The organism is Pseudomonas sp. RU47 (assembly GCF_004011755.1).
Classification (GTDB): domain Bacteria; phylum Pseudomonadota; class Gammaproteobacteria; order Pseudomonadales; family Pseudomonadaceae; genus Aquipseudomonas.
Genome location: NZ_CP022411.1, coordinates 4345631 through 4370593, shown reverse-complemented (window position 1 = coordinate 4370593; position 24963 = coordinate 4345631). Strand labels below are relative to the sequence as shown.

29 protein-coding genes are annotated in these 24963 nt (G+C 58.9%); 16 read left to right on the top strand and 13 right to left on the bottom strand.

All coding sequences use genetic code 11. The features are described from left to right. The first annotated feature begins 223 nt into the window (after positions 1-223). The gene (locus tag CCX46_RS19885; protein ID WP_127929037.1) at positions 224-1009 is read left to right on the top strand and encodes a sulfite exporter TauE/SafE family protein; all 786 of its coding nucleotides are present in this window, start codon (positions 224-226) and stop codon (positions 1007-1009) included. A gap of 7 nt (positions 1010-1016) precedes the next feature. Beyond that, complete coding sequence (locus tag CCX46_RS19880) at positions 1017-1343, top strand: hypothetical protein (protein WP_127929036.1); 327 nt, start codon at positions 1017-1019, stop codon at positions 1341-1343. Positions 1344-1379: 36 nt separating this feature from the next. Here CCX46_RS19880 and CCX46_RS19875 read toward each other — a convergent pair whose 3' ends face one another. Then, complete coding sequence (locus CCX46_RS19875; protein ID WP_127929035.1) at positions 1380-1844, bottom strand: GNAT family N-acetyltransferase; 465 nt, start codon at positions 1842-1844, stop codon at positions 1380-1382. A gap of 208 nt (positions 1845-2052) precedes the next feature. Between CCX46_RS19875 and CCX46_RS19870 the strand changes: the two genes are divergently transcribed. The 3 genes from CCX46_RS19870 (at position 2053) to CCX46_RS19860 (ending at position 3647) form a co-directional block, all read left to right on the top strand. Then, the gene (locus tag CCX46_RS19870; RefSeq protein ID WP_127929034.1) at positions 2053-2616 is read left to right on the top strand and encodes a DUF4174 domain-containing protein; all 564 of its coding nucleotides are present in this window, start codon (positions 2053-2055) and stop codon (positions 2614-2616) included. Positions 2617-3037: 421 nt separating this feature from the next. Further along, positions 3038-3364 (top strand): DUF6124 family protein, encoded by a 327-nt coding sequence (locus tag CCX46_RS19865; RefSeq protein WP_127929033.1) that lies wholly within the window; start codon positions 3038-3040, stop codon positions 3362-3364. 16 nt (positions 3365-3380) lie between these two features. Then, positions 3381-3647 carry a hypothetical protein gene (locus tag CCX46_RS19860; RefSeq protein WP_127929032.1) on the top strand — a complete coding sequence of 89 codons (267 nt, stop codon included), beginning with the start codon at positions 3381-3383 and terminating at the stop codon, positions 3645-3647. A 93-nt stretch (positions 3648-3740) separates the two neighbouring features. On the opposite strand, the gene ampC is transcribed toward CCX46_RS19860, so the two are convergent. After that, positions 3741-4907, bottom strand: a complete 1167-nt coding sequence (gene ampC / locus CCX46_RS19855; protein ID WP_127929031.1) for a class C beta-lactamase — start codon at positions 4905-4907, stop codon at positions 3741-3743. 160 nt (positions 4908-5067) lie between these two features. On the opposite strand from ampC, the gene CCX46_RS19850 reads away from it, so the two are divergent. Beyond that, positions 5068-5940, top strand: a complete 873-nt coding sequence (locus CCX46_RS19850; RefSeq protein WP_095050837.1) for a LysR family transcriptional regulator — start codon at positions 5068-5070, stop codon at positions 5938-5940. Between the two features lie 128 nt (positions 5941-6068). Here CCX46_RS19850 and gudD read toward each other — a convergent pair whose 3' ends face one another. Then, positions 6069-7412 carry a glucarate dehydratase gene (gene gudD, locus CCX46_RS19840; protein WP_127929030.1) on the bottom strand — a complete coding sequence of 448 codons (1344 nt, stop codon included), beginning with the start codon at positions 7410-7412 and terminating at the stop codon, positions 6069-6071. A gap of 39 nt (positions 7413-7451) precedes the next feature. Then, a complete protein-coding gene (locus tag CCX46_RS19835; protein WP_116030207.1) occupies positions 7452-8798 on the bottom strand; it encodes an MFS transporter in 1347 nt (448 codons plus the stop codon). A gap of 346 nt (positions 8799-9144) precedes the next feature. Here CCX46_RS19835 and CCX46_RS19830 point away from each other — a divergent pair, with 346 nt between their 5' ends. Continuing rightward, positions 9145-9858: a FadR/GntR family transcriptional regulator gene (locus CCX46_RS19830; protein ID WP_127929029.1), complete on the top strand. Its 714-nt coding sequence runs from the start codon at positions 9145-9147 to the stop codon at positions 9856-9858. Between the two features lie 92 nt (positions 9859-9950). Then, complete coding sequence (locus CCX46_RS19825) at positions 9951-10184, top strand: hypothetical protein (protein WP_127929028.1); 234 nt, start codon at positions 9951-9953, stop codon at positions 10182-10184. 137 nt (positions 10185-10321) lie between these two features. Here CCX46_RS19825 and CCX46_RS19820 read toward each other — a convergent pair whose 3' ends face one another. After that, positions 10322-11218 carry a DMT family transporter gene (locus CCX46_RS19820; RefSeq protein WP_177413868.1) on the bottom strand — a complete coding sequence of 299 codons (897 nt, stop codon included), beginning with the start codon at positions 11216-11218 and terminating at the stop codon, positions 10322-10324. A gap of 101 nt (positions 11219-11319) precedes the next feature. Here CCX46_RS19820 and CCX46_RS19815 point away from each other — a divergent pair, with 101 nt between their 5' ends. Continuing rightward, positions 11320-12186 (top strand): LysR family transcriptional regulator, encoded by an 867-nt coding sequence (locus CCX46_RS19815; RefSeq protein ID WP_127929026.1) that lies wholly within the window; start codon positions 11320-11322, stop codon positions 12184-12186. A 235-nt stretch (positions 12187-12421) separates the two neighbouring features. Here CCX46_RS19815 and trhP read toward each other — a convergent pair whose 3' ends face one another. After that, positions 12422-13753 carry a prephenate-dependent tRNA uridine(34) hydroxylase TrhP gene (gene trhP, locus CCX46_RS19810; protein ID WP_127929025.1) on the bottom strand — a complete coding sequence of 444 codons (1332 nt, stop codon included), beginning with the start codon at positions 13751-13753 and terminating at the stop codon, positions 12422-12424. 155 nt (positions 13754-13908) lie between these two features. Here trhP and CCX46_RS19805 point away from each other — a divergent pair, with 155 nt between their 5' ends. Then, positions 13909-14970, top strand: a complete 1062-nt coding sequence (locus CCX46_RS19805) for an AI-2E family transporter (RefSeq protein WP_064389213.1) — start codon at positions 13909-13911, stop codon at positions 14968-14970. Here CCX46_RS19805 and CCX46_RS19800 read toward each other — a convergent pair. The 3 genes from CCX46_RS19800 to CCX46_RS19790 form a co-directional block, all read right to left on the bottom strand. Then, entirely contained in the window at positions 14967-15149 is a 183-nt protein-coding gene (locus CCX46_RS19800; RefSeq protein WP_007917359.1) for a hypothetical protein, read from the bottom strand. The two genes, CCX46_RS19805 and CCX46_RS19800, sit on opposite strands and share 4 nt — an antisense overlap. 102 nt (positions 15150-15251) lie before the next feature. After that, positions 15252-15446, bottom strand: coding sequence for a hypothetical protein (locus CCX46_RS19795; RefSeq protein ID WP_016984641.1), 195 nt, complete (start codon positions 15444-15446; stop codon positions 15252-15254). A gap of 230 nt (positions 15447-15676) precedes the next feature. After that, on the bottom strand, positions 15677-16036 hold the full coding sequence (locus CCX46_RS19790) for a hypothetical protein (RefSeq protein ID WP_127929024.1): 360 nt from the start codon (positions 16034-16036) through the stop codon (positions 15677-15679). A gap of 256 nt (positions 16037-16292) precedes the next feature. Between CCX46_RS19790 and CCX46_RS19785 the strand changes: the two genes are divergently transcribed. Continuing rightward, complete coding sequence (locus CCX46_RS19785; protein ID WP_127929023.1) at positions 16293-17111, top strand: shikimate 5-dehydrogenase; 819 nt, start codon at positions 16293-16295, stop codon at positions 17109-17111. Positions 17112-17311: 200 nt separating this feature from the next. Here the strand turns inward: CCX46_RS19785 and CCX46_RS19780 are convergent, their stop codons facing one another. After that, positions 17312-17959 carry a YceH family protein gene (locus CCX46_RS19780; protein WP_110719311.1) on the bottom strand — a complete coding sequence of 216 codons (648 nt, stop codon included), beginning with the start codon at positions 17957-17959 and terminating at the stop codon, positions 17312-17314. 125 nt (positions 17960-18084) lie between these two features. Between CCX46_RS19780 and CCX46_RS19775 the strand changes: the two genes are divergently transcribed. After that, entirely contained in the window at positions 18085-18594 is a 510-nt protein-coding gene (locus CCX46_RS19775; RefSeq protein ID WP_127929022.1) for a DUF1993 domain-containing protein, read from the top strand. Between the two features lie 240 nt (positions 18595-18834). Here CCX46_RS19775 and sstT read toward each other — a convergent pair whose 3' ends face one another. Beyond that, the gene (gene sstT, locus CCX46_RS19770) at positions 18835-20067 is read right to left on the bottom strand and encodes a serine/threonine transporter SstT (RefSeq protein WP_127929021.1); all 1233 of its coding nucleotides are present in this window, start codon (positions 20065-20067) and stop codon (positions 18835-18837) included. A 336-nt stretch (positions 20068-20403) separates the two neighbouring features. On the opposite strand from sstT, the gene CCX46_RS19765 reads away from it, so the two are divergent. Next, the gene (locus tag CCX46_RS19765) at positions 20404-21567 is read left to right on the top strand and encodes an MFS transporter (protein ID WP_127929020.1); all 1164 of its coding nucleotides are present in this window, start codon (positions 20404-20406) and stop codon (positions 21565-21567) included. Here CCX46_RS19765 and nhaR read toward each other — a convergent pair. Beyond that, a complete protein-coding gene (gene nhaR / locus CCX46_RS19760; protein WP_127929019.1) occupies positions 21562-22461 on the bottom strand; it encodes a transcriptional activator NhaR in 900 nt (299 codons plus the stop codon). The two genes, CCX46_RS19765 and nhaR, sit on opposite strands and share 6 nt — an antisense overlap. A 133-nt stretch (positions 22462-22594) precedes the next feature. On the opposite strand from nhaR, the gene CCX46_RS19755 reads away from it, so the two are divergent. After that, a complete protein-coding gene (locus tag CCX46_RS19755; RefSeq protein ID WP_127929018.1) occupies positions 22595-22837 on the top strand; it encodes a hypothetical protein in 243 nt (80 codons plus the stop codon). A gap of 29 nt (positions 22838-22866) precedes the next feature. Next, positions 22867-23616 (top strand): TerC family protein, encoded by a 750-nt coding sequence (locus CCX46_RS19750; RefSeq protein WP_122843800.1) that lies wholly within the window; start codon positions 22867-22869, stop codon positions 23614-23616. A 256-nt stretch (positions 23617-23872) separates the two neighbouring features. Here CCX46_RS19750 and CCX46_RS30735 read toward each other — a convergent pair whose 3' ends face one another. Continuing rightward, positions 23873-24031, bottom strand: coding sequence for a hypothetical protein (locus tag CCX46_RS30735; protein WP_177413842.1), 159 nt, complete (start codon positions 24029-24031; stop codon positions 23873-23875). A gap of 247 nt (positions 24032-24278) precedes the next feature. Between CCX46_RS30735 and CCX46_RS19745 the strand changes: the two genes are divergently transcribed. Further along, entirely contained in the window at positions 24279-24950 is a 672-nt protein-coding gene (locus CCX46_RS19745) for a peptidase C39 family protein (protein ID WP_127929017.1), read from the top strand. The last annotated feature ends 13 nt before the right edge of the window (positions 24951-24963 follow it).

Genomic DNA, 24963 nt, shown 5'->3' with positions numbered 1-24963 from the left:
ACCCCATAACACCTGTGGGAGCGAGCCTGCTCGCGAAGACGTTGTGTCAGTCGATAAATATGTCGGATGACCCACCGCATTCGCGAGCAGGCTCGCTCCCACATGGGGGAAAGGGTATTGAGTTCGATATGGCATAACGATAGACCGCATCGATATATGTGGTTATAAGAAAAATCGCTATGCTGCGGGCCAGATTTTTCCTGTCGTTTTTCTGGACGTGTTAATGGAATTGGTGAATTTCGGCCTGGTGATTGCCGGGCTGGTGGTGGGTTTTATTGTCGGCATGACCGGTGTCGGCGGTGGTTCGTTGATGACGCCGATCCTGTTGTGGTTCGGCATCAACCCGGCAACGGCGGTGGGCACAGACCTGCTGTACGCCGCCATTACCAAATCCAGTGGTGTCCTCGTTCATCGCAAAAACAAGAACATCGACTGGGCCATCACTGGCTGGCTGACCCTCGGCAGCGTGCCGGCGGTGGCCATGACCCTGTGGTTCCTCAGCACCCTGCACACTGCGCCGGACGCGATGAACGCCATCATCAAACAGGCGCTGGGCTTCGTCCTGTTCGCCACGGCACTGGCGATCTTCTTCAAGAAACGCTTGCTTGAGTTTGCCCACAAACGCGCCGGCGGCAACTATAACCCGAGCGGTTCGCGCCTGAACGTGATGACCGTGATCACCGGTCTGGTTCTCGGCACCATGGTTGCCCTGACCTCGATCGGTGCAGGCGCCCTTGGCACAGTTGCGCTGTTCATCCTCTATCCGTTGCTGCCGACCCGTCGCCTGGTCGGCACTGAAATCGCTCACGCCGTGCCGCTGACTCTGGTCGCAGGCCTGGGCCACGCGAGCATGGGCAATATGGATTGGGGTGTGCTGGGCTTCTTGCTGGTTGGCTCGCTGCCAGGCATCTGGCTCGGCAGCCACCTGACCGGACGCATCTCTGATGAAGTGCTGCGCCCGTGCCTGGCGACGATGCTGGTGCTGATCGGTTACAAACTGGCGTTCTGATCCGGCCATGTCTGAAACCACTGTCCATTGCGATGGCCATCTCGCTATCACCGTCGAACCGCGTGAAATGCGCATGAGCCATTGGCTGTATGCGCCACGGGTAGTCGATCTGCAGCAGCAAAAAGTGCTGCTGGATCTGAGCGAGAGCCTGTGGGATTTGCTCGGTACCGCTGATGAGACGGCCAATGACATCGAGTTGGTGCTGCGCAAGTACCCGGGCGATCGGGCGTCGGTGAGGTTGAGCGTTGAACTCGACAGCGGTGAACTCAAACTCGGGGGACATCCTGTCGACCCTTCGCAATTGCTTTCGGCACTCGATTCAGCGCTGGACTGAGGCGGCACAGCTTGCGGCGCGCCGCCTCACCACGGGTTAGCGCTGAATGACGTATTTCATCACTGTCACCGGCAAATCGTCGTAGACCAGTTCTTCAACCACTTCCCAACCCAGCCGTGCATACAGCGACTGCGATGTGTCGGTGTACAGATACAACTCAGGCACACCCAGCGCCGCCGCTTCTGCAACCACGCGATTGACCAGTTGCGAAGCGATCCCGCGACCGCGTTCTTCAGCCTTCACATAAACCCCGGCCAGCCATGGCGTCAGATTCGGGCGCAGCTTCAGATCACTTTCGATCAGCAGCGCGCCGCCCAGCAGTCGCGAACCCTCCAGCGCTACCACGACACTCGGCACTGCACCTTTGCCGCAGGATTCGCGCATGTGTTCGATACGGTCCTCGACGGTTTGCCCGGGACGAAACTCGCCCCACTCCTCGAAGTTGAGCGTGGCCAGTTCTTCGATCAATTCGGGGTGATCGCACAGGTAATCGATGTGCATGCGGGTGAACTCCATTTCATGGGCAGAACCACCACCCTAATGCGGTCATAAAAGGTAATCAAATCCGCGTTGCGATCACCTCGGATATGTTGCGCAATGTCGCGCCTGTCCTAAGCTTCTGACTAGGCGGAAGATATTTGCCGGGTTGTCCCGGAACAATCGCCACGATGCGCAATCATTAGAGCGTGGATATCAAAAGGAGATGCGCATGCTCATCAGGTCATTGACCCTGACACTCTTGCTGGCGATTGCCGGCCCCTTGTTCGCCGCTGACAACGATTCGCCCATCGCCGGGGATATGGGCCGCGCCCGACCGCTGATCGTGATCGCACAAAGCACCGTCGACCCCGTCTGGGTAGCCCTCAAGAAGTCGTTGGAGGATCCCGCCAACAAAAAGGGCGTCGCCGACCGCAACATCAAGGTCTACACCATCCTCAACATGGCCGGCCAGCTCGACGGCAAGGACATGGGCCAGCAAGACACCATGGCGCTGTTGCGTTCGCTGAAGCTGGGTGCCGGGGCGTATCCGAAAGTGTTCCTGGTGGGCAAGGACGGCGAGACCAAACTCTCGGCTTCGGGGGATGAGGCGAAAGCGCTGGACCTGAAGAAAATCTTCGACACCATCGACGCCATGCCGATGGCCGAAAAAGAAGCGGCCGCTGCGGCTCAAGCGCCGGTTGCTGCTACGCCGGAACCGGCAAAAGGCGCGAAGAACGCCAAACCCGCCAAGCCTGCAAAACCAACCAAGCCGCCGGAAATGCCGGATGATTGATTGTTGTTGTAGAGACGATTTCACGTCAAAGGGGCGAGAGGATTCAATCTTCTCGCCCCTTTTCTGTTTCTGAATGCTCCGACGCAAAGCCCTTCAACCTCGTCGGATTTTTCCTGCAAGTCGCGGCGGCGGGGGTGAACTGGTGGGTTTGGGGGAGGAGGGATAGTCTTCTTTGGCCGCTGCAAAACACAGTGGTCGGGTGTGGAAGTCCGGTGTTGGTCGTGAGCGCATGTGCGCCTGTGAACACATGTTGGCGGTTTTTATGCCAACATTGTTTGCTTATGGCAGCTATGCGCAGGAGCACTCTCGGGTGCACCGGGTTTCTCGGCCTCCCCGGACTTCCACCCCTGCGCAAAGCTGCCACCCTCTCGTGGAAGTGAGTTTGGCAGTTTTTTCTCCCATGCTTAGAGGTCATTTACTTATGAAAAAACACACGCCAAACCCTCCCGAATCCCCCATGGATTCAGGATCCTCCGACGCCAACAACCCCCGCTTACGCAACCCGCATCACCCCGATCCCATCAGCCATCTCTTCACCATCCTCCCCGATATCGATACGCCCACGCTGCTCTGCCACGCTTGTGAAACCCTCGCTTCACTGAACGTCTTGACCACCGACCTGGCCGCTGAACTGCAAGGTTCAGCGCGCAGTCTCGCCTTGTCGATTCAGCAGTTGGCCGTGCTTGGCGAGTTGCTGGTCAACCGTGCGCTGGACAATCTCGATCCACCGGCGGCGACGCAACATTGAACAGGGAGGTTCAAACATGGCTCGATACATACCCATAACCGGCATCGACTGCACCATCCCCTGCCTGCTGATCGACCGCGAAGCACCGGTGGATGTGCTGCATGGCACGGCGGCTTACCGTTTGCGCTGTGTGACGCAATTGATGGAAACCCTGGCGCTGGGGGACGACAAGGGCCACGACGCTTTGCTGCTGCAGGATTTCGCCCGGGTGATGGCGATTCCATTGCGTGACAGCTGTGACTTGATGGATGTCATTGGCTGGAAACTGCAGGCGCAGCTTTAAAAGACAAAAGATCGCAGCCTGCGGCAGCTCCTGCATCGACCGAGTGAAAACCCGATCCTGTAGGAGCTGCCGCAGGCTGCGATCTTTTGATTTTCAGTCAGCGACAGCGCTGAGGATTTTGTGGGCGATTTTCACCCGCTCAGGAATCGGGAAGTTCTTGTTGGCCATGATCACGATGCCCACGTCCTTGCTCGGCACAAACGCTACGTAAGTCCCGAAGCCACCCGTCGAGCCGGTCTTGTTGATCAGCACGTCATGCGGTTGAGGTTGCGGCGGATTCAGCCACTGCACCTTGTGCGGCTGCATGGCCATTTCCGTCGAGTTGCCCGCCAGCAAGCGATCAAGGCTGATCGGGTAGCGGTACATTTCCCAACCCAAACCCTGAGTCATATCGCCGACCGTGTAGTAACCGGTGTGGGTGTTGGCGATGGTTTTTTGCAGGGAGGCTTCCAGCGTTTCAGGCTTTAGATTGGCTTGCACGTAACGCAGCATGTCCACCGCGCTGGTTTTCACGCCATAGGCCTGCGCGTCCAGCGCACCGGGGGTGACGCGCGCCGGTTTGCCGTTCTTGTCATAGCCCTGCGCATACAGGCCCATTTGCGCGGCAGGCACGCTGAGGTAGGTGTGCTGCAAACCGAGTTTCGGCAGCAGGGTTTGCGTCATTGCCTGATCGAAAGGCTGAGAGAGGCTTTTGGCGGCCAGATAACCGAACAAACCCAGACTCGGGTTGGAGTACTGGCGATGGCTGCCGGCGGGATACACCGGTTTCCACTGTTGGAAATAGCCGAGCATCTTGTCAGACGAATCCGCGTCGTCCGGGAACTGCAGCGGCAAACCGCCGGCACTGTATGTACCAAGTTGCACCACGCTGATGTCGTCGAAGGCGCTGCCTTTCAATTCAGGCCAGAGCTGACTGGCCTTGGTCGACAGATCGAGTTTGCCGGTCGCCTGGGCGTAGCCGGCGAGGGTGGCGGTGAAGGTTTTGCTCACCGAACCGATTTCGAACAGTGTGTTTTCGCTGACTTTCTTACCGGTGTCTTTGCTGGCGACGCCGTAGTTAAAGTAATGCGCCTTGCCGTTGATAGTCAGCGCAACGCTCAGGCCGGGAATATTCTGCTGCTGCATCACGGGCGTTACCGCGTCGCTGACCAATGCTTGCAGCTGCGCAGCGTCGGGCGCGGCGGCGAGGCAGGATGTGGCGCCGAAAAACAAGCCGAAAGCGGCGCAGGAAATGACTTTTCTCGATTGAATGGATGGCATGAATAAACCACTCTCCATGAGTGTTGATGACGTTATCCCGCTACACTGCGGGCGATTTCTTCTTTGGGCGACTGATCAGCGCCGCCAATCTAGTCAGCGCGACACCAATCGACAAACGACGAAAACTCGCACGAGCCATTAGAAAAATTTGGGACTGGGCATGATTCGACCGCAATTGCCGCTCAACGCACTGCGCGCCTTTGAAGCCTCCGCGCGTCATCTGAGCTTCACTCGCGCCGCTGTGGAACTATGCGTCACGCAAGCGGCGGTTAGCCATCAGGTGAAAAGCCTTGAGGCGCAACTCAACGTTACCCTGTTCAAACGCCTGCCCCGTGGGCTGATGCTGACCAGCGAGGGCGAAACTTTGCTGCCGGTGCTGAGCACCTCGTTTGATCACATCGCACAGATCCTCGAACGCCTTGCCGGAGGACAGTATCGCGAAATGTTGACCGTCGGCGCGGTGGGTACGTTCGCCGTGGGTTGGCTATTGCCGAGGCTGGCGGACTTCCGGGCGAAACATCCGCTCATAGATTTGCGGCTGTCGACCAACAACAACCGCGTGGATGTCGCCGCTGAAGGGCTGGATTACGCGATCCGCTTTGGCGCCGGGGCGTGGCATGGCATTGAGGCGACGCGTTTGCTGGAGGCTCCGCTGTCGGTGTTGTGCGTGCCGGAAATCGCTCGGCAATTGCATTCGCCGGGGGACTTGCTGCAGCAGACCTTGCTGCGTTCCTATCGTACGGATGAATGGCCGGAGTGGTTTCAGGCTGCCGGGTTGGCGACTCAAGCGGCACCGCCGCAAAGCATCGTTTTCGACTCGTCGCTGGCGATGATGGAGGCGGCTTTGCAGGGCGGTGGGGTGGCATTGGCGCCGCCGCTGATGTTCGCCCGGCAACTGGCGGCGGAGGCGATTTGTCAGCCTTTTGCGATCGAGATTACGACGGGGAGTTACTGGTTGACGCGGTTGCAGTCGCGGCCGGAAACGGCGGCGATGACAGCGTTCAAAACCTGGCTGCTGCAAATCTCTGGTTAGTGCAAAACCCTTGTAGGAGTGAGCCTGCTCGCGATAGCGGTGTGTCAGTCGACATTTACATCAACTGACACACCGCTATCGCGAGCAGGCTCACTCCTACAGGGACCGTGGTGGATTGGAGATCAGGTTCAGCGCACCAGACACGGCCGCTTGTTATCGAACTTCCACCCCGGAATCAAAAACTGCATCGCCACGCTGTCATCGCGTGCGCCGAGGCCCATGCCTTTATATAGCTCATGAGCCTTGGCCACCTGATCCATATCCAACTCGACACCCAGTCCCGGCTTCTTCGGCACCTGCACCAGACCATCGACAATTTGCAGCGGGGCCTTGGTCAAACGCTGGCCATCCTGCCAGATCCAATGGGTGTCGATCGCGGTGATCTCGCCCGGCGCAGCAGCGGCGACATGGGTGAACATCGCCAGCGAGATATCGAAGTGGTTGTTGGAATGCGAGCCCCAGGTCAGCCCCCATTCATGGCACATCTGCGCCACGCGCACCGAACCCTGCATGGTCCAGAAGTGCGGGTCGGCGAGTGGAATGTCCACCGACTGCAACTGGATCGCATGACCCATTTCGCGCCAGTCAGTGGCGATCATGTTGGTGGCGGTTTTCAGCCCGGTGGTACGACGGAATTCGGCCATCACTTCGCGGCCGGAATAACCGTTTTCCGCGCCGCACGGGTCTTCGGCATAGGCGAGCACCTGATGCTGGTCGCGGCACAAGCGAATGGCTTCTTTCAGTGACCACGCGCCGTTCGGATCGAGGGTGATGCGCGCATCAGGAAAGCGTTCGGCCAGCGCTGTGACCGCTTCGATTTCGGCATCGCCGCTGAGCACACCGCCCTTGAGCTTGAAGTCCTTGAAACCGTATTTCGCGTGGGCTGCTTCGGCGAGGCGCACCACGGCTTCGGCGGTCATGGCCTTCTCGTGACGCACGCGGAACCAGTCATTGTCGGCGTCCGGTTCGCTGCGATAGGCGAGGTCGGTTTCGCGTTGATCACCGACATAAAACAGATAGCCGAGCATCTTCACTTCATCGCGTTGCTGGCCTTCGCCAAGCAGCGCCGCCACCGGTACATCAAGATGCTGACCGAGCAGATCGAGCAGGGCGGCTTCGAGGCCAGTCACCGCGTGAATGGTGATGCGCAGATCGAACGTCTGCAGGCCACGACCGCCGGCATCGCGGTCGGCGAAGGTCTGGCGCACCTGATTGAGGATCTTCTGCCAGGTGCCGATCGGGCTGCCGACTACCAGACTGCGTGCATCTTCGAGGGTCTGGCGAATGCGCTCGCCACCGGGCACCTCGCCGACGCCGGTGTGGCCGGCGTTGTCCTTGAGGATGACGATGTTGCGGGTGAAAAACGGCCCGTGGGCGCCGCTCAGATTGAGCAGCATGCCATCGTGGCCGGCCACCGGGATGACTTGCATGTCGGTGATGATCGGGGCTTTGGCGGTGTCGTGTGCGGTCATGTTCTTATCCTTTTGATACGCAATCTTTAAAAATGGACGTCAGGCGTGCTTTGGCGCGGCATCGGCCACGGCTATGTCAGCAGCAGGTTTCGGGGTGGTGCGTGCGAAGAAGACAATGATCGCGGCAATGATCGAGGTCGCGGCCAAGCCATAGAGGCCGCCCTGAATCGAGCCGGTGTGTTCTTCGAGCAGGCCGAACGTGGTCGGCGCAACGAAGCCGCCAAGGTTGCCGACCGAGTTGATCAACGCGATCACCGCTGCCGCGATGCGTGCATCCAGATAGGCCTGCGGGATCGGCCAGAACAGCGACGAAGCGGATTTGAAACCCAGCGCGGCAAAGCAGATCGCGACGAAGGCGAAGATCGGCCCGCCGGTGGTGGACATGAACATCCCCGCAGCGGCGATCAACAGTGCGGTGGCGACCCACGCCTGCTGGTGTTTCCACTTGGCCGAGAACGAAGCGAAGGCGTACATGCCGATGATCGACAGCAACCACGGAATCGAGTTGAACAGGCCGACCTGGAAGTCGCTCATCTCGCCCATTTTCTTGATGATGCTCGGCAGCCAGAAGGTTGCCGCGTAGATGGTCAGTTGAATGAAGAAGTAGATCAGACAGAACAGGATGATCTGGCGATCCTTGAGCAATTTGCCCATCGATGGCCGGATCGGTGTCGCGGCTTCGCGGGCCTTCTGTTCCGCGTCGATGGCGTTGACCAGTGCGTCCTGTTCGGCGCGGCTCAGCCATTTCGCGTCGTGAGGTTTGGCGTCGAGCCAGAACCAGACAAATACGCAAAGGCACACCGAGAACATCCCTTCAATGAAGTACATCCATTGCCAGCCGTGCATGCCCAGCCCGTTGATTTGCAGGAGCAGGCCGGACAACGGTCCGGAGATCAACGAAGCCACGGCGGAGCCGCTGAGGAAGATCGCAATCGCCTTGCCGCGTTCGGCGCCGGGCAGCCAACGGGTGAAGTAGTAGATCACCCCGGGAAAGAACCCGGCCTCGGCCACGCCGAGCAAAAAGCGCAACACGTAGAAGTGGGTTTCGTTCTGGATGAACGCCATGCCGGCGGCGACCAGGCCCCAGGTAAACATGATGCGGGTCAGCCAGATGCGTGCGCCGACTTTCTGCAGCAGCATGTTGGACGGGACTTCGAACAGCGCGTAACCGATGAAGAACAGACCGGCGCCGAAGCCGTACGCGGCGGCACCAATACCGAGGTCATGTTCCATGTGAGTGCGGACGAAACCGATGTTCACCCGGTCAATGTAATTGACGATGAACATGATCACGAAAAGCGGCAGGACGTGGCGTTTCACTTTCGAGATGGCGGACGCGAGTGTCGAATCGACGCCCTCGTTCATCCCGGAGACGGAGGTTTTCACTTGGTTTTCTCCCACTGATTATTTTTATGCGGGGTAGGGCAGGTGTGGCGTTGTTGCTAGACATCATACAACTTAGAATTTTTGTCCTACAAGTGGGGAGGAGTGATTAATTTTCTCTGAGAGGTCGTGTTTTTATGCTTTTTAGTATTTTTATCCAGTGTTTGCTAGGGTTTGTGGCTGGCGGTGCGTGATTTGTTTTTACGGTATACCGGTTCAGATCGCCAGAAAGGTATGAAACTATCGTGCTCTAATTTGAATGTTGTCATACAAGTTGTGGCGCTAGAATCAATCTCGTCCGCTCTCGCACAGTGCTACGATCCGCAAGCCCCGATCACCGGAACCGACCATGCAAGAAGACCTCGACGCTCCTGCTCGCAAACGTGCGCACAACCTCGCCCATGACCTGGTCGAGAAGCTCACCCAGAGCATCCTGCTCGGCCAGTTGTCGCCCGGCGACAAGCTGCCGTCGGAGAATTCCATCGTTCAGGAACACGGCGTCAGCCGCACCGTGGTGCGCGAGGCGATTTCCAAGTTGCAGGCTTCGGGACTGGTGGAGACGCGCCACGGCATCGGTACGTTCGTCATCGAGCGCGCGCCTGAGCAGGGCTTGCGCCTGAATGTCGACACAGCGCTCGGGGTGCGCAGCATTCTTGAACTGCGCCTGGGCCTGGAAACCCAGGCAGCGGCACTGGCGGCACAGCGGCGGAGCGAGCAGCAATTGCTGCAAATGCGTCAGGCGCTGGATGACTACCAGCGGTTACTGGACAACAACGACAGTTGCGTCGAAGCCGATCGACGTTTTCATCTGCTCATCGCCGAGGCCACCGGCAACGTCTGCTTCAGTGAAATCATGCAGCACCTGGGCAGTGCGATGATTCCGCGTAACCGGCTCAATGCTGCTGAACGTGGTGCGGCGGATCTGAGCAAGCTCGGGCAACTGGCTCATCTGGAGCACGAGGCGATCTTGAACGCGATCAAGCGTCAGGATGCGGATGCCGCGCGGGCGGCCATGTGGCTGCACCTGACCAACAGCCGCGACCGCTTTTCCGCGCAGGGTTGAACGCCGTTGGTCTGTTCGATAGCACGCCGTACACAGGGCTGATTCCAAGTTGTACGGCCCGGGTATTCCGGACCTCCTGAGTGAGGTGCGTCATGGCTAACGATTTGCTGTTTCAGGGCGGTGTGCTGCCGACCGATCCAACCCGGCCGATGCCTGGTACCGATGAACCGACACTTGCCGATCATGATGCACCGCCGGGGATGAACCCGGGGCGTGATCCGTTGAGCGATGCTGATCGGCCGGAGGACTGGCAGGATCCGCCGGCGGATGATGAGGACGTGCTGCCCGCGGATGAGCCGACGCCGTTGTCGGATGATCGGCGCTGATCGGTGATTGGCATTTGATTAATGCGTTGTCTGTGCTGGCCCCTTCGCGAGCAGGCTCGCTCCCACATTGGAACGCATTTCCCTGTGGGAGCGAGCCTGCTCGCGAAGACGGCATACGCTTCAAAACAGATTTCAGATCAGATCCGGGCTGTCCTGACCAGACCAACCCGCCGCTCCAGATTCAACGCCAACACACTGATCAACACCACCACCGACCCCGCCAGCACCAGCAACGTCGGCCGCTCGCCCAAACCAAACGAAGCAATCTCCATCGCTGTCGGCGGTATCAAATACAACGTCATCGTCGCCCGGCTCAAATCCACATGCTTGAGCACAAAGCCCCACGCCAGATAGGCCAGTGCACTGGGAAAAACGCCCAAGGCCAACACCGCCCACTGCACCCGCAACGGCGCATTCAGCACAGCTTGACCCAGCCCCGGCAGATAAATCAGCAGCATCAACGTCCCCGACCACACCGCGTAACACGCCAGACTGAAACCGTCGTAACGCCGCGCATGGTGTTTTTGCAGGGCGAAGTAAACGCTCCATGAAACCGCCGCCAACAGGATCAGCAGTGCGTGCGCATCGATATCGCCCAAGCCCTTATCGCCGCTGACCACGATCACCACGCCGACAAACCCGAGCAACACACAACTCCAGCGCCAGGCGCTGACCTGATCCTTGAACACAAACCGCGCCAGCAACGTGCTGAACAACGGGCTCGATTGCGCCAACACGCTGGAAGCCCCGGCACTGACGCTTTGCTGGCCGATGTTCAGTGCGACGTGGTGCAGGCTGACGGCGAAAAAACCCAAGGCAAACAACAGCGGCACATCGCGCCAATGCGGCAGGCAAATGCCCTTGAACGCGGCGATCAATGCCATGAACAACGACGCCAACAGAAACCGCAGCAACGCCAGATGCCCGGGCTCGTAGGCTTGCAGTCCGATGTGAATGCCGGTCGGCGAATACGCCCAGCAAGCAACGACGAAGGCCATCGCCAAGAGGATTTTCAACGGGGAAGGGGGCGGCATGATCAGGCGCTCGTTGCTGTCGATGCGCCGAGTATCCGGGTCCCCAATCATTCGCCACAACTGACTTATACTGCGCGTAATGTTCACTCAGAGTGATGGATATGGAGCTGGCGCAAATCCGTATGTTCAAGACCGTGGCCGAGCTCGGCAGCATCGCGCGGGCGGCAGAAAAGCTCTGCTGTGTGCCGTCGAACATCACCGCGCGGATCAAGGCGCTGGAGGCAGAGTTGGGTGTTGCGCTGTTTCTGCGTGAGGGCCGCGGGTTGCGCATCAGCCCGGCGGGGCAGACGTTTCTCGCCTATGCCGAAAAGATTCTGGCACTGACCGCCGAGGCCAAACGCGCGGTTGATCCTTCGTCCGAACCGTCCGGGCCGTTGCGCATTGGCGCGATCGAATCTTCGGCGACCGGGCGCTTGCCGCGCTTGCTGGCAAAGTTTCACCAGCGTTATCCGCAAGTGGCGCTGGAACTCACCACGGGCACTTGGGCGCAGTTGCTCGACGACACCGTCAGCCATCGCCTCGACGGGGCGATTGTCGCGGTGGATGTCGAACGTTCGCAGCTCAAGCGCACGCCGATGTATCGCGAAGAGTTGTTGTTGATCGCATCTACCTCGTTCGGGCCGGTGCGCGGCATTGATGATCTGCAGGACAAAACCGTGTTCATGTGGCCGCAAGGTTGCCCGTATCGGGCGGCGCTGGAGCATTGGCTGTTGCGTCAGGGGTTGTCGCTGCCGATCGTCAGTCTCGCCAGTTATGGGGCGATTGTCGGTTGTGTGAGTGCCGGGGCAGGGGTGGCGTTGGTGCCCAAGGGCGTGTTTGAGCAGTACGCGAAAGGAGCTGGGTGTGTGGGGTATGAGTTCGCTGAACTGACGGCCGTCGACAACTTGTTCTACTGGCATGAAAACGCCGGGGTGCATCCGGCGCGGGAGGCGTTTGTGGCGATGTTGCGGGAGGAGTTTGTTGCGTAGGAAAAGCTTTCCCTCACCCCAGCCCTCTCCCGGAGGGAGAGGGGGCCGACCGAGGTGTCTCGGGTTATACGCCGACCTGAACAATCGAGTCGATTATGGATTCAGCCAAGTCTGATTTTCTTGATCAGAAGAGTCGATTGTGGATTCACCGACGAATTTTCAGGTCGGTGGATCTCTCCAATATCCCCCAATCAGTCCCCTCTCCCTCTGGGAGAGGGCTAGGGTGAGGGGCTTTTCAGACGCTACCGATATCCCGCATCAACAACCCAAACCGCAAATCCACCCCCTCCGGAATCGGCACATAAACCGTGTGCCCATCCCCCGGTGCCAAGTCGATCGCCTCACCCTTAACACTCTGCAACTCATGCAAATCAAAATGAAAATTACCCGTGGGCGTCATCAACTCCAGATGATCACCAAGACCAAAACGATTCTTCACCTTGACCTCGGCCAGCCCCTCACGCCGCTCGCCGGTCAACTCACCCACAAACTGCTGACGCTCCGACACCGAGCTGCCGTGCTGATAATTCTGATACTCGTCATGCACATGCCGACGCAGAAAACCTTCGGTGTAGCCACGTTGCGCCAGTGACTCCAGATCGGTCATCAGGCTGCGATCAAATTCGCGCCCGGCCACCGCGTCATCAATCGCCCGGCGATAAACCTGGGTAGTGCGCGCGCAATAGAAGTGCGATTTGGTCCGGCCCTCGATCTTCAGAGAATGCACGCCCATGCGCGTCAGACGCTCGACATGCTGCACCGCGCGCAGGTCCTTGGCGTTCATGATGTAAGTGCCGTGCTCGTCCTCGAACGCCGGCATCAACTCGTCGGGGCGGTTGGCTTCCTGCAGCAGGAACACCTGATCGGTGGGCGCGCCGAGGCCCAGGGTCGGCTCGGGCTGGAAGGTCTGGACGATGTCGCCGAGCTGGTTTTCCGTGGCCTCTTGCGCCGAGTATTTCCAGCGACAGGCGTTGGTGCAGGTGCCCTGATTGGCATCGCGCTTGTTCATGTAGCCGGAGAGCAGGCAGCGCCCGGAATAGGCCATGCACAGTGCGCCGTGGACGAATACTTCCAGCTCCATGCCCGGCACCTGTTCGCGGATTTCGCCGATTTCCTCCAGCGACAATTCCCGCGACAGAATGATCCGGCTCAAGCCCTGTTGCTGCCAGAACTCGACGCTCGCCCAATTCACCGTGTTGGCCTGCACCGACAGGTGAATCGGCATCTGCGGGAAATGCTGGCGCACCAGCATGATCAGCCCCGGGTCGGACATGATCAGTGCATCCGGCGCCATCTCGATCACCGGAGCCAGATCCTTGAGGAAAGTCTTCAGCTTGGCATTGTGCGGCGCGATGTTGACCACCACGTAGAAGCGCTTGCCCTGCGCCTGGGCTTCACCAATGCCCAACGCGAGATTGGCGTGATCGAACTCGTTGTTGCGCACCCGCAGGCTATAACGCGGCTGGCCGGCATAGACCGCATCGGCGCCGTAGGCGAAGGCGTAACGCATGTTTTTCAGGGTGCCGGCGGGGGCGAGCAGTTCGGGAGCGGCGAGGGTCGGGGTCATGGCGGTGTCGGTCGCAAAAGCGCGGCAGGGTAAGTCAGGTGCGGTGAGGGTTTGTTGATCTGGATCTATGCTCCATGAATAAAGATGGCACTCGTGCGCGCCGCGGCTGACTAAGGAGCGGGGCGTGCATGACGCCTGACTGACATGGACCGGACATGAACGAAAAAAGCCTTCAATTCAAATCCCTGACGGTGCTGCTGGTGCTGGTCACGGTGGCCTTCATCTGGATTCTGTTGCCGTTCTACGGTGCGGTGTTCTGGGCGGTCATCCTCGGCATTCTGTTTGCGCCGATGCAACGCAAATTGCAGGCGAAATTCGGCTGGCAACGTAACCTGACATCGCTGTGCACATTGAGCATCTGTCTGGTCATCGCGATTTTGCCGGTGATCATCGTCAGCGTGTTGCTGGTGCAGGAGGGGGCGACGGTTTACAAGAATATCGAAAGCGGTGAGCTGGACATTGCCGCGTATCTGGCGCAGTTCAAGCACAGCTTGCCGCCATACTTTCAGCACTTGCTCGACCGTTTCGGCATGGGCGAACTCAATGGCCTGCGCGAGAAAATCGTCAAATCGGCGATGCAGGGCAGTCAGGTCCTGGCCACTCAAGCGTTCAGTTTTGGTCAGGGTACGTTCGAGTTCGTGGTGAGTTTTTTCATCATGCTGTATCTGCTGTTTTTCTTTCTGCGTGACGGCGCCGAACTGGCGCGCAAGGTGCGGACCGCCGTGCCACTGGAGGAAGGCCACAAGCGGCGCTTGCAGTTGAAGTTCAACCGCGTGGTACGGGCGACGGTGAAGGGCAATCTCGTAGTCGCGGTGACTCAAGGCGCGCTGGGCGGAGCGATTTTCTGGTTTCTCGACATCCCCAGCGCATTGCTGTGGGCGGTGTTGATGGGGTTTTTGTCGTTGCTGCCAGCAGTCGGCGCGGGGATTGTCTGGGCGCCGGTGGCGGTGTATTTCCTGCTCAGCGGGATGATCTGGCAGGGCGTGGTGCTGGGCTTGTTCGGGGTTTTCGTGATCGGTCTGGTGGACAACGTGCTGCGACCGATTCTGGTCGGCAAGGACACCAAAATGCCCGATTACCTGATTCTGATCTCGACCCTTGGCGGTCTGGCAGTGTTCGGCCTCAACGGTTTTGTGATTGGGCCGCTGATCGCGGCGTTGTTCATGTCGAGCTGGGCGTTGTTCGCCGAGACCAAGCCCAAGGTGCAACTGCCTTAAGCGTGGAACGGCTCGCTGACGATTTTTTGTGACAGTGCCTGCGCGGCGGGCAGCGAAGTGAGCGGGCCGCTGATCGCTTCGCCGTCGCGCATCAGATACCAGCAGGCGAGCAAGCCCGAGGCCCTGAGCGAAGCGGGAACGGCGCTGCCGATAACGGACATGATTTGAACCTGAGCCATGACGAGTACCTCCATCTATCAATGGAGCTACCTTAGAGATTCGCCGGTTCTACGGACAATCAACGCTTTCGATAGTGGTCATTGACGCCGTTGAGGGCTGGCTCAGTCGACCACTTGATCAAGCATGTGCATGACTTCGCGCTCATTGAGCAAACCCTTGTGCACCAGGTTTTCCGCCAGCAGCGAGAGAAATTTCGCGCAGCGATGGCCTTCCAGGTGCTTGAGTTCTGTCAGCGCGCTGTACACCTTGCTGGAGGTGCACAGGCCGACGATGCGGTGCGGGTTTTGTGTTGGCATACAGTCGTCCTTGTTGTTATCAACCTGTTGTTTACGGACGGATTCAGATTGCAGCTCCGTCATGACAAAAAAGTGACCGTTTTGTGGAAATCTACATAGCGGTCATTCAATCATGCCGACTTTAGCCGGTGAAACTGTCCTCACAGCGACCTTGGCGAGATTTTTTCAGACGTTTGCCGACCAACGGTCATAAAAAAGCCCCGCTATAAAAGCAGGGCTCAGTGTTGCGATTACCAGCGTGGGCCGCCGTAGTAGCCATGTGGCCGGCCGTAATAACCGCGAGGCGGGCCGTAGTAGACGGGGGCCTGTTGGATGTACACCGGTTGTTGTACATACACCGGTGCCGGCTGGTAGTAGACCGGTGGTGGCGGCTGCTGCACGTAGACCGGTTGTGGCTGCACATAAACCGGCTGTTGTTGCACGTACACCGGCCGATCCTGATTGATCAGTGCCGAGCCGATGATGGCCGAGCCGACGATCGCGCCAAACACCGCAGGGCCTTGCCAGCCGTGGCCACCGCCGGCTTCTGCCTGACCTGTGACCGCAAGTGTGCCAATCAACAAGGCCAGAATGGGGAGTTTACGAATCATGATAAGTCCTCGGTTCTTCGACCCGGCGGCAGGGCCTGCACCAGGCCCACAGTTGTCGCGGGGATACTTCTAAGACAGCGAAATTCTGAAAATCAGCACAGCCGCTGGGTAAATTTTGTGTAAGGTCTGTACCGGCTTCTTTACCGGGCCAGGCAAGGGCCAAAAGACACCTTTAAAACAGGCCTCAATGATCGTTCAGAACCCGATGGGCTGGCTAATCCCGTCTATCCGAAAGTGCGTTTGAAGGAGAAGTTTCATGCAGATGAACCCGAACAAAGACACTCAGCTGTGCATGTCCCTGTCAGGGCGCCCAGGCAATTTCGGTCTGCGTTTTCATAACCATTTGTATGAGCAGTTGGGCCTGAATTTCTATTACAAGGCGTTCAGCAGTCAGGATCTGACGGGTGCCGTGGGCGGCATTCGCGCTTTGGGCATTCGCGGTTGCGGCGTGTCGATGCCGTTCAAGGAAGCGTGCATTGCGCTGGTCGATGAGCTGGATGCGTCGGCGGCAGCGATCCAGTCGATCAATACCATCGTCAATACCGCCGGCCATCTGAAGGCTTACAACACCGATTACATTGCCGTCGCGCAGTTGCTGGAAACCCACGCGGTGCCCAAGGATTCGACCTTCGCCCTGCGTGGCAGCGGCGGCATGGCCAAAGCGGTGGCCAGTGCCTTGCGTGATGGCGGTTACAAAAACGGTTTGATCGTCGCCCGTAACGAGCGCGCCGGGCGTGCATTGGCGGATTCGCTGGGTTATCGCTGGCAGGCCGATCTGGGCGATGAGCGTCCACAGATGCTGATCAATGTGACGCCAGTGGGCATGGATGGTGGGCCGGAGGCGGGGCAGTTGGCGTTCGAGCCTCAAGTTATTGCTGCGGCTGAGACGGTATTTGATGTGGTCGCGATTCCGTCGGAGACGCCGCTGATCGTGCGTGCTCGGGCCGAAGGCAAAAAGGTGATTACCGGGCTTGAGGTGATTGCGATTCAGGCGCTGGAGCAGTTTGTCCTGTACACCGGCGTGCGCCCGAATGAAGCTCAGTTTGCGGCGGCGGTGGCGTTTGCCCGGAGCTGATGGGTTGTGGTGGCTGGGCGGGCCTCTTTGCGAGCAGGCTCGCTCCCACAGTTGAATTTTTGTCATACACAGATTGTGTGCTCGCTGTAGATCCCCTGTGGGAGCGAGCCTGCTCGCGAATGCGGTGTGTCATTCAAAAATGATGTAGCTGACAGAACCTCTTCGCGAGCAGGCTCGCTCCCACAATAAAACGGTGGTGGTTATTCGAGGCGGGCCAGGCGCTCTTCCAGCGCTGCGATCCGCGCTTCGAGTTCTTCGATACGCTCAACCGAAACACCGCTGCTCGCACCGCGATCCGACGGATTCTGCCGTGCCGCCATGATCGCCTCGATATCCGCTGGATCACCCAGCGCATGGGTATAACGATCTTCGCGTTGCCCGGCCTGGCGCGGAATCAACACGGCCAACCCTCGCGCAATCAAGCGCTCAAGCTGATGCACCACTTGCTCGGTGTCTTCAAATTCATGCATGCGGCCACTGCGGGTCAGCAGCTCATTGACGGTCTGCGGGCCACGCAAAAACATCAAACCGCTGAGAATCACCTGCGCCGGCACCAGTTCCAGTGCCTTGTCGACCTTGTGCTCCCAGCGGTCGGCGCGACTGCCCATCACCAGTTTGGCGAAACCGCGACCTTCCAGTGCGCGCAAGCTCTGCCCGACCTGACCCTGAGTCAGGTTCATCACCGGTTCGCGGCTGGTTTTCTGATTGCACGCCGTGACCAGCGCATTAAGGGTCAGCGGATAGGTTTCCGGACTGGTTGCCTGTTTCTCGATCAACGAGCCGAGGATGCGGATTTCCGTGGCATTGAGCCGTGGCTCGTCGAAGGTGGATTCTGGTTCAGTGGTCATCGCGCGTTCCCTTTGCAGTCGAAGGCGCCTAGCCTAATCCTTGCCAAACAAAAGGCAAGCCGTGTGGTCATCAAGCATGGCTATAATCGCCTCCTTGTTCCACCCAGCCACTACTCGAGACTGCCATGACCATTTCCCTGTACGCCGCATCCGTCCCGGTTTTTCAACAGATGCTCAACGCCCTGAGCGATGTACTGAAAAAGGCTGAAGCCCACGCCACCGAGAAAAACATCGACCCGAACGCCTTCCTGCAGGCACGTCTGTACCCGGACATGTTCCCGCTGACCCGCCAGGTGCAGATCGCTGTCGACTTCGCCAAGGGCGTTTCCTCACGTCTGGCTGAAGTCGAAGTGCCGAAGTACGACGATACCGAAACCACCTTCGCCGAGCTGCAAGCCTTGATCTCCAAGGTGCTGGCCTACATTGGTGAGATCAAGCCAGAGCAGATCGACGGCAAGGAAGGCATCGAAATCGTTACTCGTCCGGGCACGCCGAAAGAGAAGCGCTTCAGTGGCCAGTCGTACTTGCTGACTTATGGCTTGCCGCAGTTCTTCTTCCACGTCACCACCACTTATGCGTTGCTGCGTCATAACGGTGTTGAAGTGGGCAAGCGTGATTACATGGGCGCGTTCTGATTTTTCAAGAGCCCCTCACCCTAACCCTCTCCCGGAGGGAGAGGGGACTGATCGCGTTGTTTGTTCGGGATACGCCGACCTGAAATATCAAGTCGAACTCAGGTTTTGAACAGCACTCGGTCTGCCCCCTTTCCCCCTCGCCCCCTTGGGGGAGAGGGTTGGGGTGAGGGGGAAAAGATCTCAGTCACAAAAAAGCCCGCCAAGGTTCACACCATGGCGGGCTTTTGATTACAGCGAATATCAAGCCGTGCGTTGGGCTTTCGCTTCTTCACCCAGGCAAGCCGCAGCGGTAAATAGCACATCAGTCGACGAGTTCAGCGCGGTCTCTGCCGAATCCTGCAACACGCCAATAATGAAACCGACCGCCACCACCTGCATGGCAATCTCGCTCGGAATCCCGAACAAGCTGCACGCCAACGGAATCAGCAACAGCGATCCACCCGCCACACCCGACGCGCCACAGGCGCAAATGGCGGCGACAACGCTGAGCAAAATCGCCGTAGGAATATCCACGGCAATACCCAATGTATGCACGGCCGCCAGGGTCAGCACGGTAATGGTGATCGCCGCGCCGGCCATGTTGATGGTCGCGCCCAGCGGAATCGACACCGAGTAAGTGTCTTCATGCAGGCCAAGGCGCTTGCTCAACTCCAGATTCACCGGAATGTTCGCCGCCGAGCTGCGGGCGAAGAACGCGGTGATGCCACTTTCACGCAGGCATTTGAGGGTCAGCGGGTACGGGTTGCGACGCAGCTTCCAGAACACGATCAGCGGGTTCATCACCAGCGCCACGAACAGCATGCAACCGAGCAGCACGGCCAGCAGGTGCGCATAACCGATCAGAGCGCCGAAACCGGAGGTGGCCAGTGTCGAAGCGACCAGACCGAAAATGCCCAGCGGTGCAAAGCGAATCACCACACGCACGATCAAGGTCACGCCGTTGGACAGATCGCCCAGCACTTCGCGGGTGGTGTCACCGGCATGGCGAATCGCGACGCCCATGCCGATCGCCCAGGCCAGAATGCCGATGAAGTTGGCTTCGATCAGCGCCTTCACCGGATTGTCGACCACGCTCAGCAACAGACTTTGCAACACTTCACCAATGCCGCCGGGCGCAGTGACCGCAACGTTCTCGGTGGACAGCACCAGGTGCGACGGGAACGCCATGCTGGCAACGACGGCCACCACTGCTGCGGCGAAGGTACCCAGCAGATAGAGGAACAGAATCGGGCGGATGTGGGTTTCCTGGCCGTGCTTGTGGTTGGCAATAGAGGCCATTACCAGCACGAACACCAGAATCGGCGCGACGGCTTTCAACGCCGACACGAACACTTTGCCAATGAACGCGGTATCTTTTGCCACTTGCGGGGCGAACATCGCCAGAGCGATACCGGCAATCAGGCCGATCAGGATCTGGGCGACCAGGCTCAGGTTCTTCAGGCGCTGCAATAGAGAAGGGGACGAAGCAGTCATAACGGCATCTCTGATTTTTTATAGGGTGCAAGGTGGCGTGAGGGCGGTGGACATCGGGGGCAGACCACCGTCACGCACCGAAAGGGCTGACGCGAGATCAACGCCAATAAACCGGTCGTTGAATAAGCTGTACGTTTTTCAGGGCGCGGACTTTATCACAGCGTGGGCCTTATCCTTCAGGCCTGTGACGATCTGCCACCGGATCAGGCAACAAAGTCGACAGGTTTGTGCAAGTCAGCCCGGACACACTCTGTTAAGATTGCGCATCCTTATTTTCAAACTCTGCCAGCGGGCCTCCGGGTCAACGCTGGTGTCGTCGTTTTGCTGGAGTTGCGCATGCTGTTGCCCATTCTTCTGTTGTCCGCCGCCGGGTTCACGGTGCTGACCACGGAATTCGTCATCGTCGGCCTGTTGCCGGCGATTGCCCGAGACCTCGCAGTCACCATCCCGCAGGCCGGGCTGCTGGTGACGCTGTTCGCTTTTACCGTGGCGATGTTCGGGCCTTTCCTGACCGCATATTTCGCCCGCTTCGAGCGGCGCAAACTGTTTATCAGCATCCTGATCATGTTTGGCCTGGCCAATACCGTGGCGGCGCTGGCGCCGAACATCTGGGTGATGGCGATTGCCCGATTGATTCCGGCGCTCGGTCTGCCGGTGTTTTGGGCCTTGGCCAGTGAGACGGCAGTGGACATCGTCGGCCCGGATTTCGCCGGTCGTGCGATCGCCAAAATCGGTTTCGGCATTGTCTGTGCCACGGTGTTCGGCATCCCGGTCGGCACGCTGATTTCTGACGCCTTCGGCTGGCGCAGTGCCTTCGGCATTCTGGCGGTGATCGCCTTTGCCAAGGCTTTGTTGCTGTTTGTCTACTTGCCGAAAACCAGCCTGCACCAGCATCAGGTCAGCTTCCGCTCGCAGTTCAAGATCCTGCGCAGCCCGTTGATGATCGGCCATATCCTGCTGTCGATTCTGGTGTTCAGCGGCATGTTTACTGCTTACACGTATCTGGCCGACATTCTTGAGCGCCTCGCCGGCTTCAACGGCACCGTGGTCGGTTGGTGCCTGATGGCCTTCGGCGCGGTCGGGTTGATCGGCAACTCGCTGGGTGGTCGTGCGGTCGACCGCCATCCGTTGGGGGCATCGGTGTTGTTCTGTGCGTTCATGATTGCCGGCATGGTCTCGCTGGTGCCGAACATTCATTCGCCGCTGGGGCTGGCGGTGGCGATGGGGATCTGGGGTATCACCCAGGCCGCGTTGTTCCTGGTCAGCCATGTGCGCCTGATGAAAGCCGCGCCGGAAGCGCCGGCCTTTGCTGCTTCGCTGAACATCGCCGGGGCCAATCTGGGGATCGGTCTGGGCGCCATTGTCGGTGGCCGGGTCATCGACAGTGCGGGTCTGGGCTTCCTCGGCTTTGCCGCCGCCGGCTTCATTCTGCTGTCGGTGTTCCTCGCCATGGTGTTGATGACGCTCAAGCCGCGCGAAATGTGCGCCGAGGCCTCATAACGCAGTAAACAGCTCGCGTCGGGCACCTTCGGTAATCGCAACGATGCCGGGGTGCTTGACCTTGCGCTCCACCGAAATGGCATAGAACGACTCGGTCACCGCGTCGGTCTGGCCAATCAGCTCGACGCCGTACTGGCGCTTCACTTCATCGGCAATCACGCTCGGGCCGATAAAAATCCCGCTGCCGGATTGGCCGAACGCCTGCATCAAGGCACTGTCATCAAACTCGCCGACGATTTGCGGCTGGATCTGCTGCTCGGCAAACCAGCGCTGCAAGCGGCTGCGCACCACGGTTTCCGGTCCGGGAATCAACAGCGGCGCGCCATGCAGGCTGCGCGGAAAGTCCTGACCGTATCTGGCTGCCAGTTCCGGGGTGGCGAAGAAACTGATCCCGCACTCGCCGAGCTTCTGGCTGTAGCCCTTGATATCGAGGTGCGAGGGCATCGGGCTGTCGGAAATCACCAGGTCCAGACGCTGAATGGCCAGATCGGCCAGCAAGCGTTCGAGTTTGTCTTCGCGGCAGGTGATGCGCAGCGGCTCGTTCAGCTCCATGGTCGGCGCAATCAGGCGGTAGACGATGGATTTCGGCACCACATCCGCCACGCCAACGCGGAACAGAATCTGCTGTTCGTTGGGCTGGGCGCGCAGCATCAGTTCCAGTTCGCCGCCGAGCTGGAACATCTGCTCGGCGTAGGGCAGGGCTTGTCGCCCGGCTTCGGTCAACTCCAGTTGCCGGCCTACGCGTCTGAATAATTCGATGCCATAAGTCTGTTCGAGCAGGGAAATCTGCCCGCTGATGGTCTGTGGTGTCAGGTTCAGTTGCTCGCAGGCGCGCACGATGCTGCCGGTCTTGGCCACGACCCAGAAGTAATGCAGTTGTCGGTAGTTGAGCATGACGGTCTACAGTTCGTGAAAACCGAAGTATAGCCGCTAAAAATACGAATTTTCCTGAAGTGTTTGTCTCCCTAGAATGCCCAGCCATCGACGGCCGGTCTGTGACCCTGTCTGTTCATTCGAAGGAAGCCCCATGAAATACACCCTCCCAGCATTGATGTTTACGTCTTTACTGCTTCTGGCCGGTTGTGACCAGGCCGAGAAAAGCGCCCAGCAATTGATGGGCAAAGCGGCCGAAAGCGCCAAGCAAGCGATCGACGACACGCACAAGGCCGCCGAACAAGCCCTGAGTGATGCCACCGGCGGGTTGATCGAGAAGAAAGAAACACCGGAAAAAGACGCGGAAAACTCCGAATCTTCCTCCAAGACCATCTAATTCGTCTTACACAGAGTCAGGACTGACCCATGGAATATCTGTTACAGCTCGCCGCCAGCCCCACCGCTTGGGTTGCTTTGGCCACATTGGTGGTGATGGAAATCGTGCTCGGCATCGATAACCTGATCTTTATCTCGATCCTGACCAACAAATTGCCCAAGCAGTACCAGCAGAAGGCGCGCCGGATCGGTATCGGCATGGCGTTGATCCTGCGTCTGGCGCTGTTGAGCACCATCGCCTTCATCGTGCAGTTGACCGCGCCGGTGATCGAGATTCTTGGCCAGGCCTTCTCCTGGAAAGACATGATCCTGATCGCCGGTGGTCTGTTCCTGGTCTGGAAAGCCACGACCGAGATCCATCACAGCATGGACCCGGCACCGGAAGATCCGAAGTCGGCGACCTCGACGGTTACCCTGGGTTTCGCTGCCGCTATTGGCCAGATCCTGATGCTCGACATGGTGTTCTCGATCGACAGCATCATTACTGCCGTCGGCATGACCGAACACTTGCCGATCATGATTATCGCGGTGGTGGTGTCGGTGCTGGTGATGCTGTTTGCCGCTGAACCGCTGGCGAAGTTCATCAACGACAACCCGACGGTGGTGATGCTGGCTCTGGGCTTCCTGATCATGATCGGTATGACCCTGATCGCCGAAGGCTTTGGCGCCCATGTACCGAAAGGTTATGTGTATGCAGCGATGGCGTTCTCGGCAGCGATTGAAGTGCTGAACATGATGTCTCGCAGGGCTAGGCAGAAGAAGTTGGCTGAGCAGGTGTAACTGCTGAAAGTACAAAAACCGCCTGAACTCTTAGGGATCAGGCGGTTTTTTTTGATTCGAGATTTGCCGTGTCGAATAGAACCAGCCCCTCACCCCAGCCCTCTCCCGAGGGAGAGGGAGCCGATCTGCGTGGTTTTTAAACCTGAGTTCGGCTCGATATCTCAGGTCGATGTACTTCTCAATAGCGACTCGGTCAGTCCCCTCTCCCTCGGGGAGAGGGCTAGGGTGAGGGGCTTTTCGCTTTTGATGTTGAACCTCAGTGCGCAGTAGCATGCCTCACGCGGTGTTCCTCGGCTTTCTCAGCCGCAGCAGGCTGAACCGGATGGTGATGATGGCGCCGCGAAATCCGTAGCACCCCCCACAACATGGCGGCAGCCACGGCCAGCCAGCCGGCAATCAACATTACGATAGTCATGGTCAGGCTCATCAGTGCCTCCTCTTCGCCCTGCATCGGGCGCACACTTTTTTCAATTCGCTCTGTTTCAATGACAGTCTAGACAATGGGGTGTTTCAGGCTATTGACCAAAGGTCGGTGGTGACCAATCAGTTTGCTCTATGCAATCTAAGTGTCTGCCGCTTAAGGCTATACCGCAGCCTGGCGCGGCCCTATGATCGCAGGCGTTGCCGGAACACGATGACCGGCGTCTGAACAGAGAGTGACGATGGTGCAGGTATTTTCTCGAATTCGTGCGGCGCTGCTGGTGGCCGGTTGCGCGGCGGTGTTGGCCGGATGTGCAGGCAGTGTGGCGCCCGAGGTCAAGCGTCTGCCGGAGCGAGTTGAACTGAGCGGTACGTTCTATCGCGGCGAAGCCAATCAGAGCGGGCCGCAAGTGCTGGCCAGTCTCCTGTCGCAGCAAGGCATCGTGATCACCCCGGGCTTGCTGGAAAAACCACTGCACCTGCCGGGCGCCGAAGACAAACTGCAGCAGAATATCCAGAACCTTGCCCGCGACTACGGCATGGTGGTTTATCCCCTGGACAGCAATCTTCCTGCGCTGTTGACGCAAGTGGCGGCGGGTTATCCGGTGATGGTGCGCTTCAGCGAGGGCTCGGCATTCTGGGCCGAGCCGCGTTACGCGATCCTGTCCGGCTACGATCGCAATAAACAGAAGGTCCTGCTGCGCGCTGGCATGAACCGCCGCGAGCTGATGAGTTTCAGCTCCTTTGAGTCGGCGCTGGAAAAGTCCGGTGGCTGGGCGATCCTGATTCAAAAACCGTCGCAGATCCCGGCCGCCGTCGACCGTCAGCGCTGGCTCAAAGCGGTCGACGAGCTGGCTCAGGCTGGTCAGGAAAATGAAGCCGCGCAGGCGCGCAAGGCCCTGACGGCGCACTGAGTTCCCGTTCGTC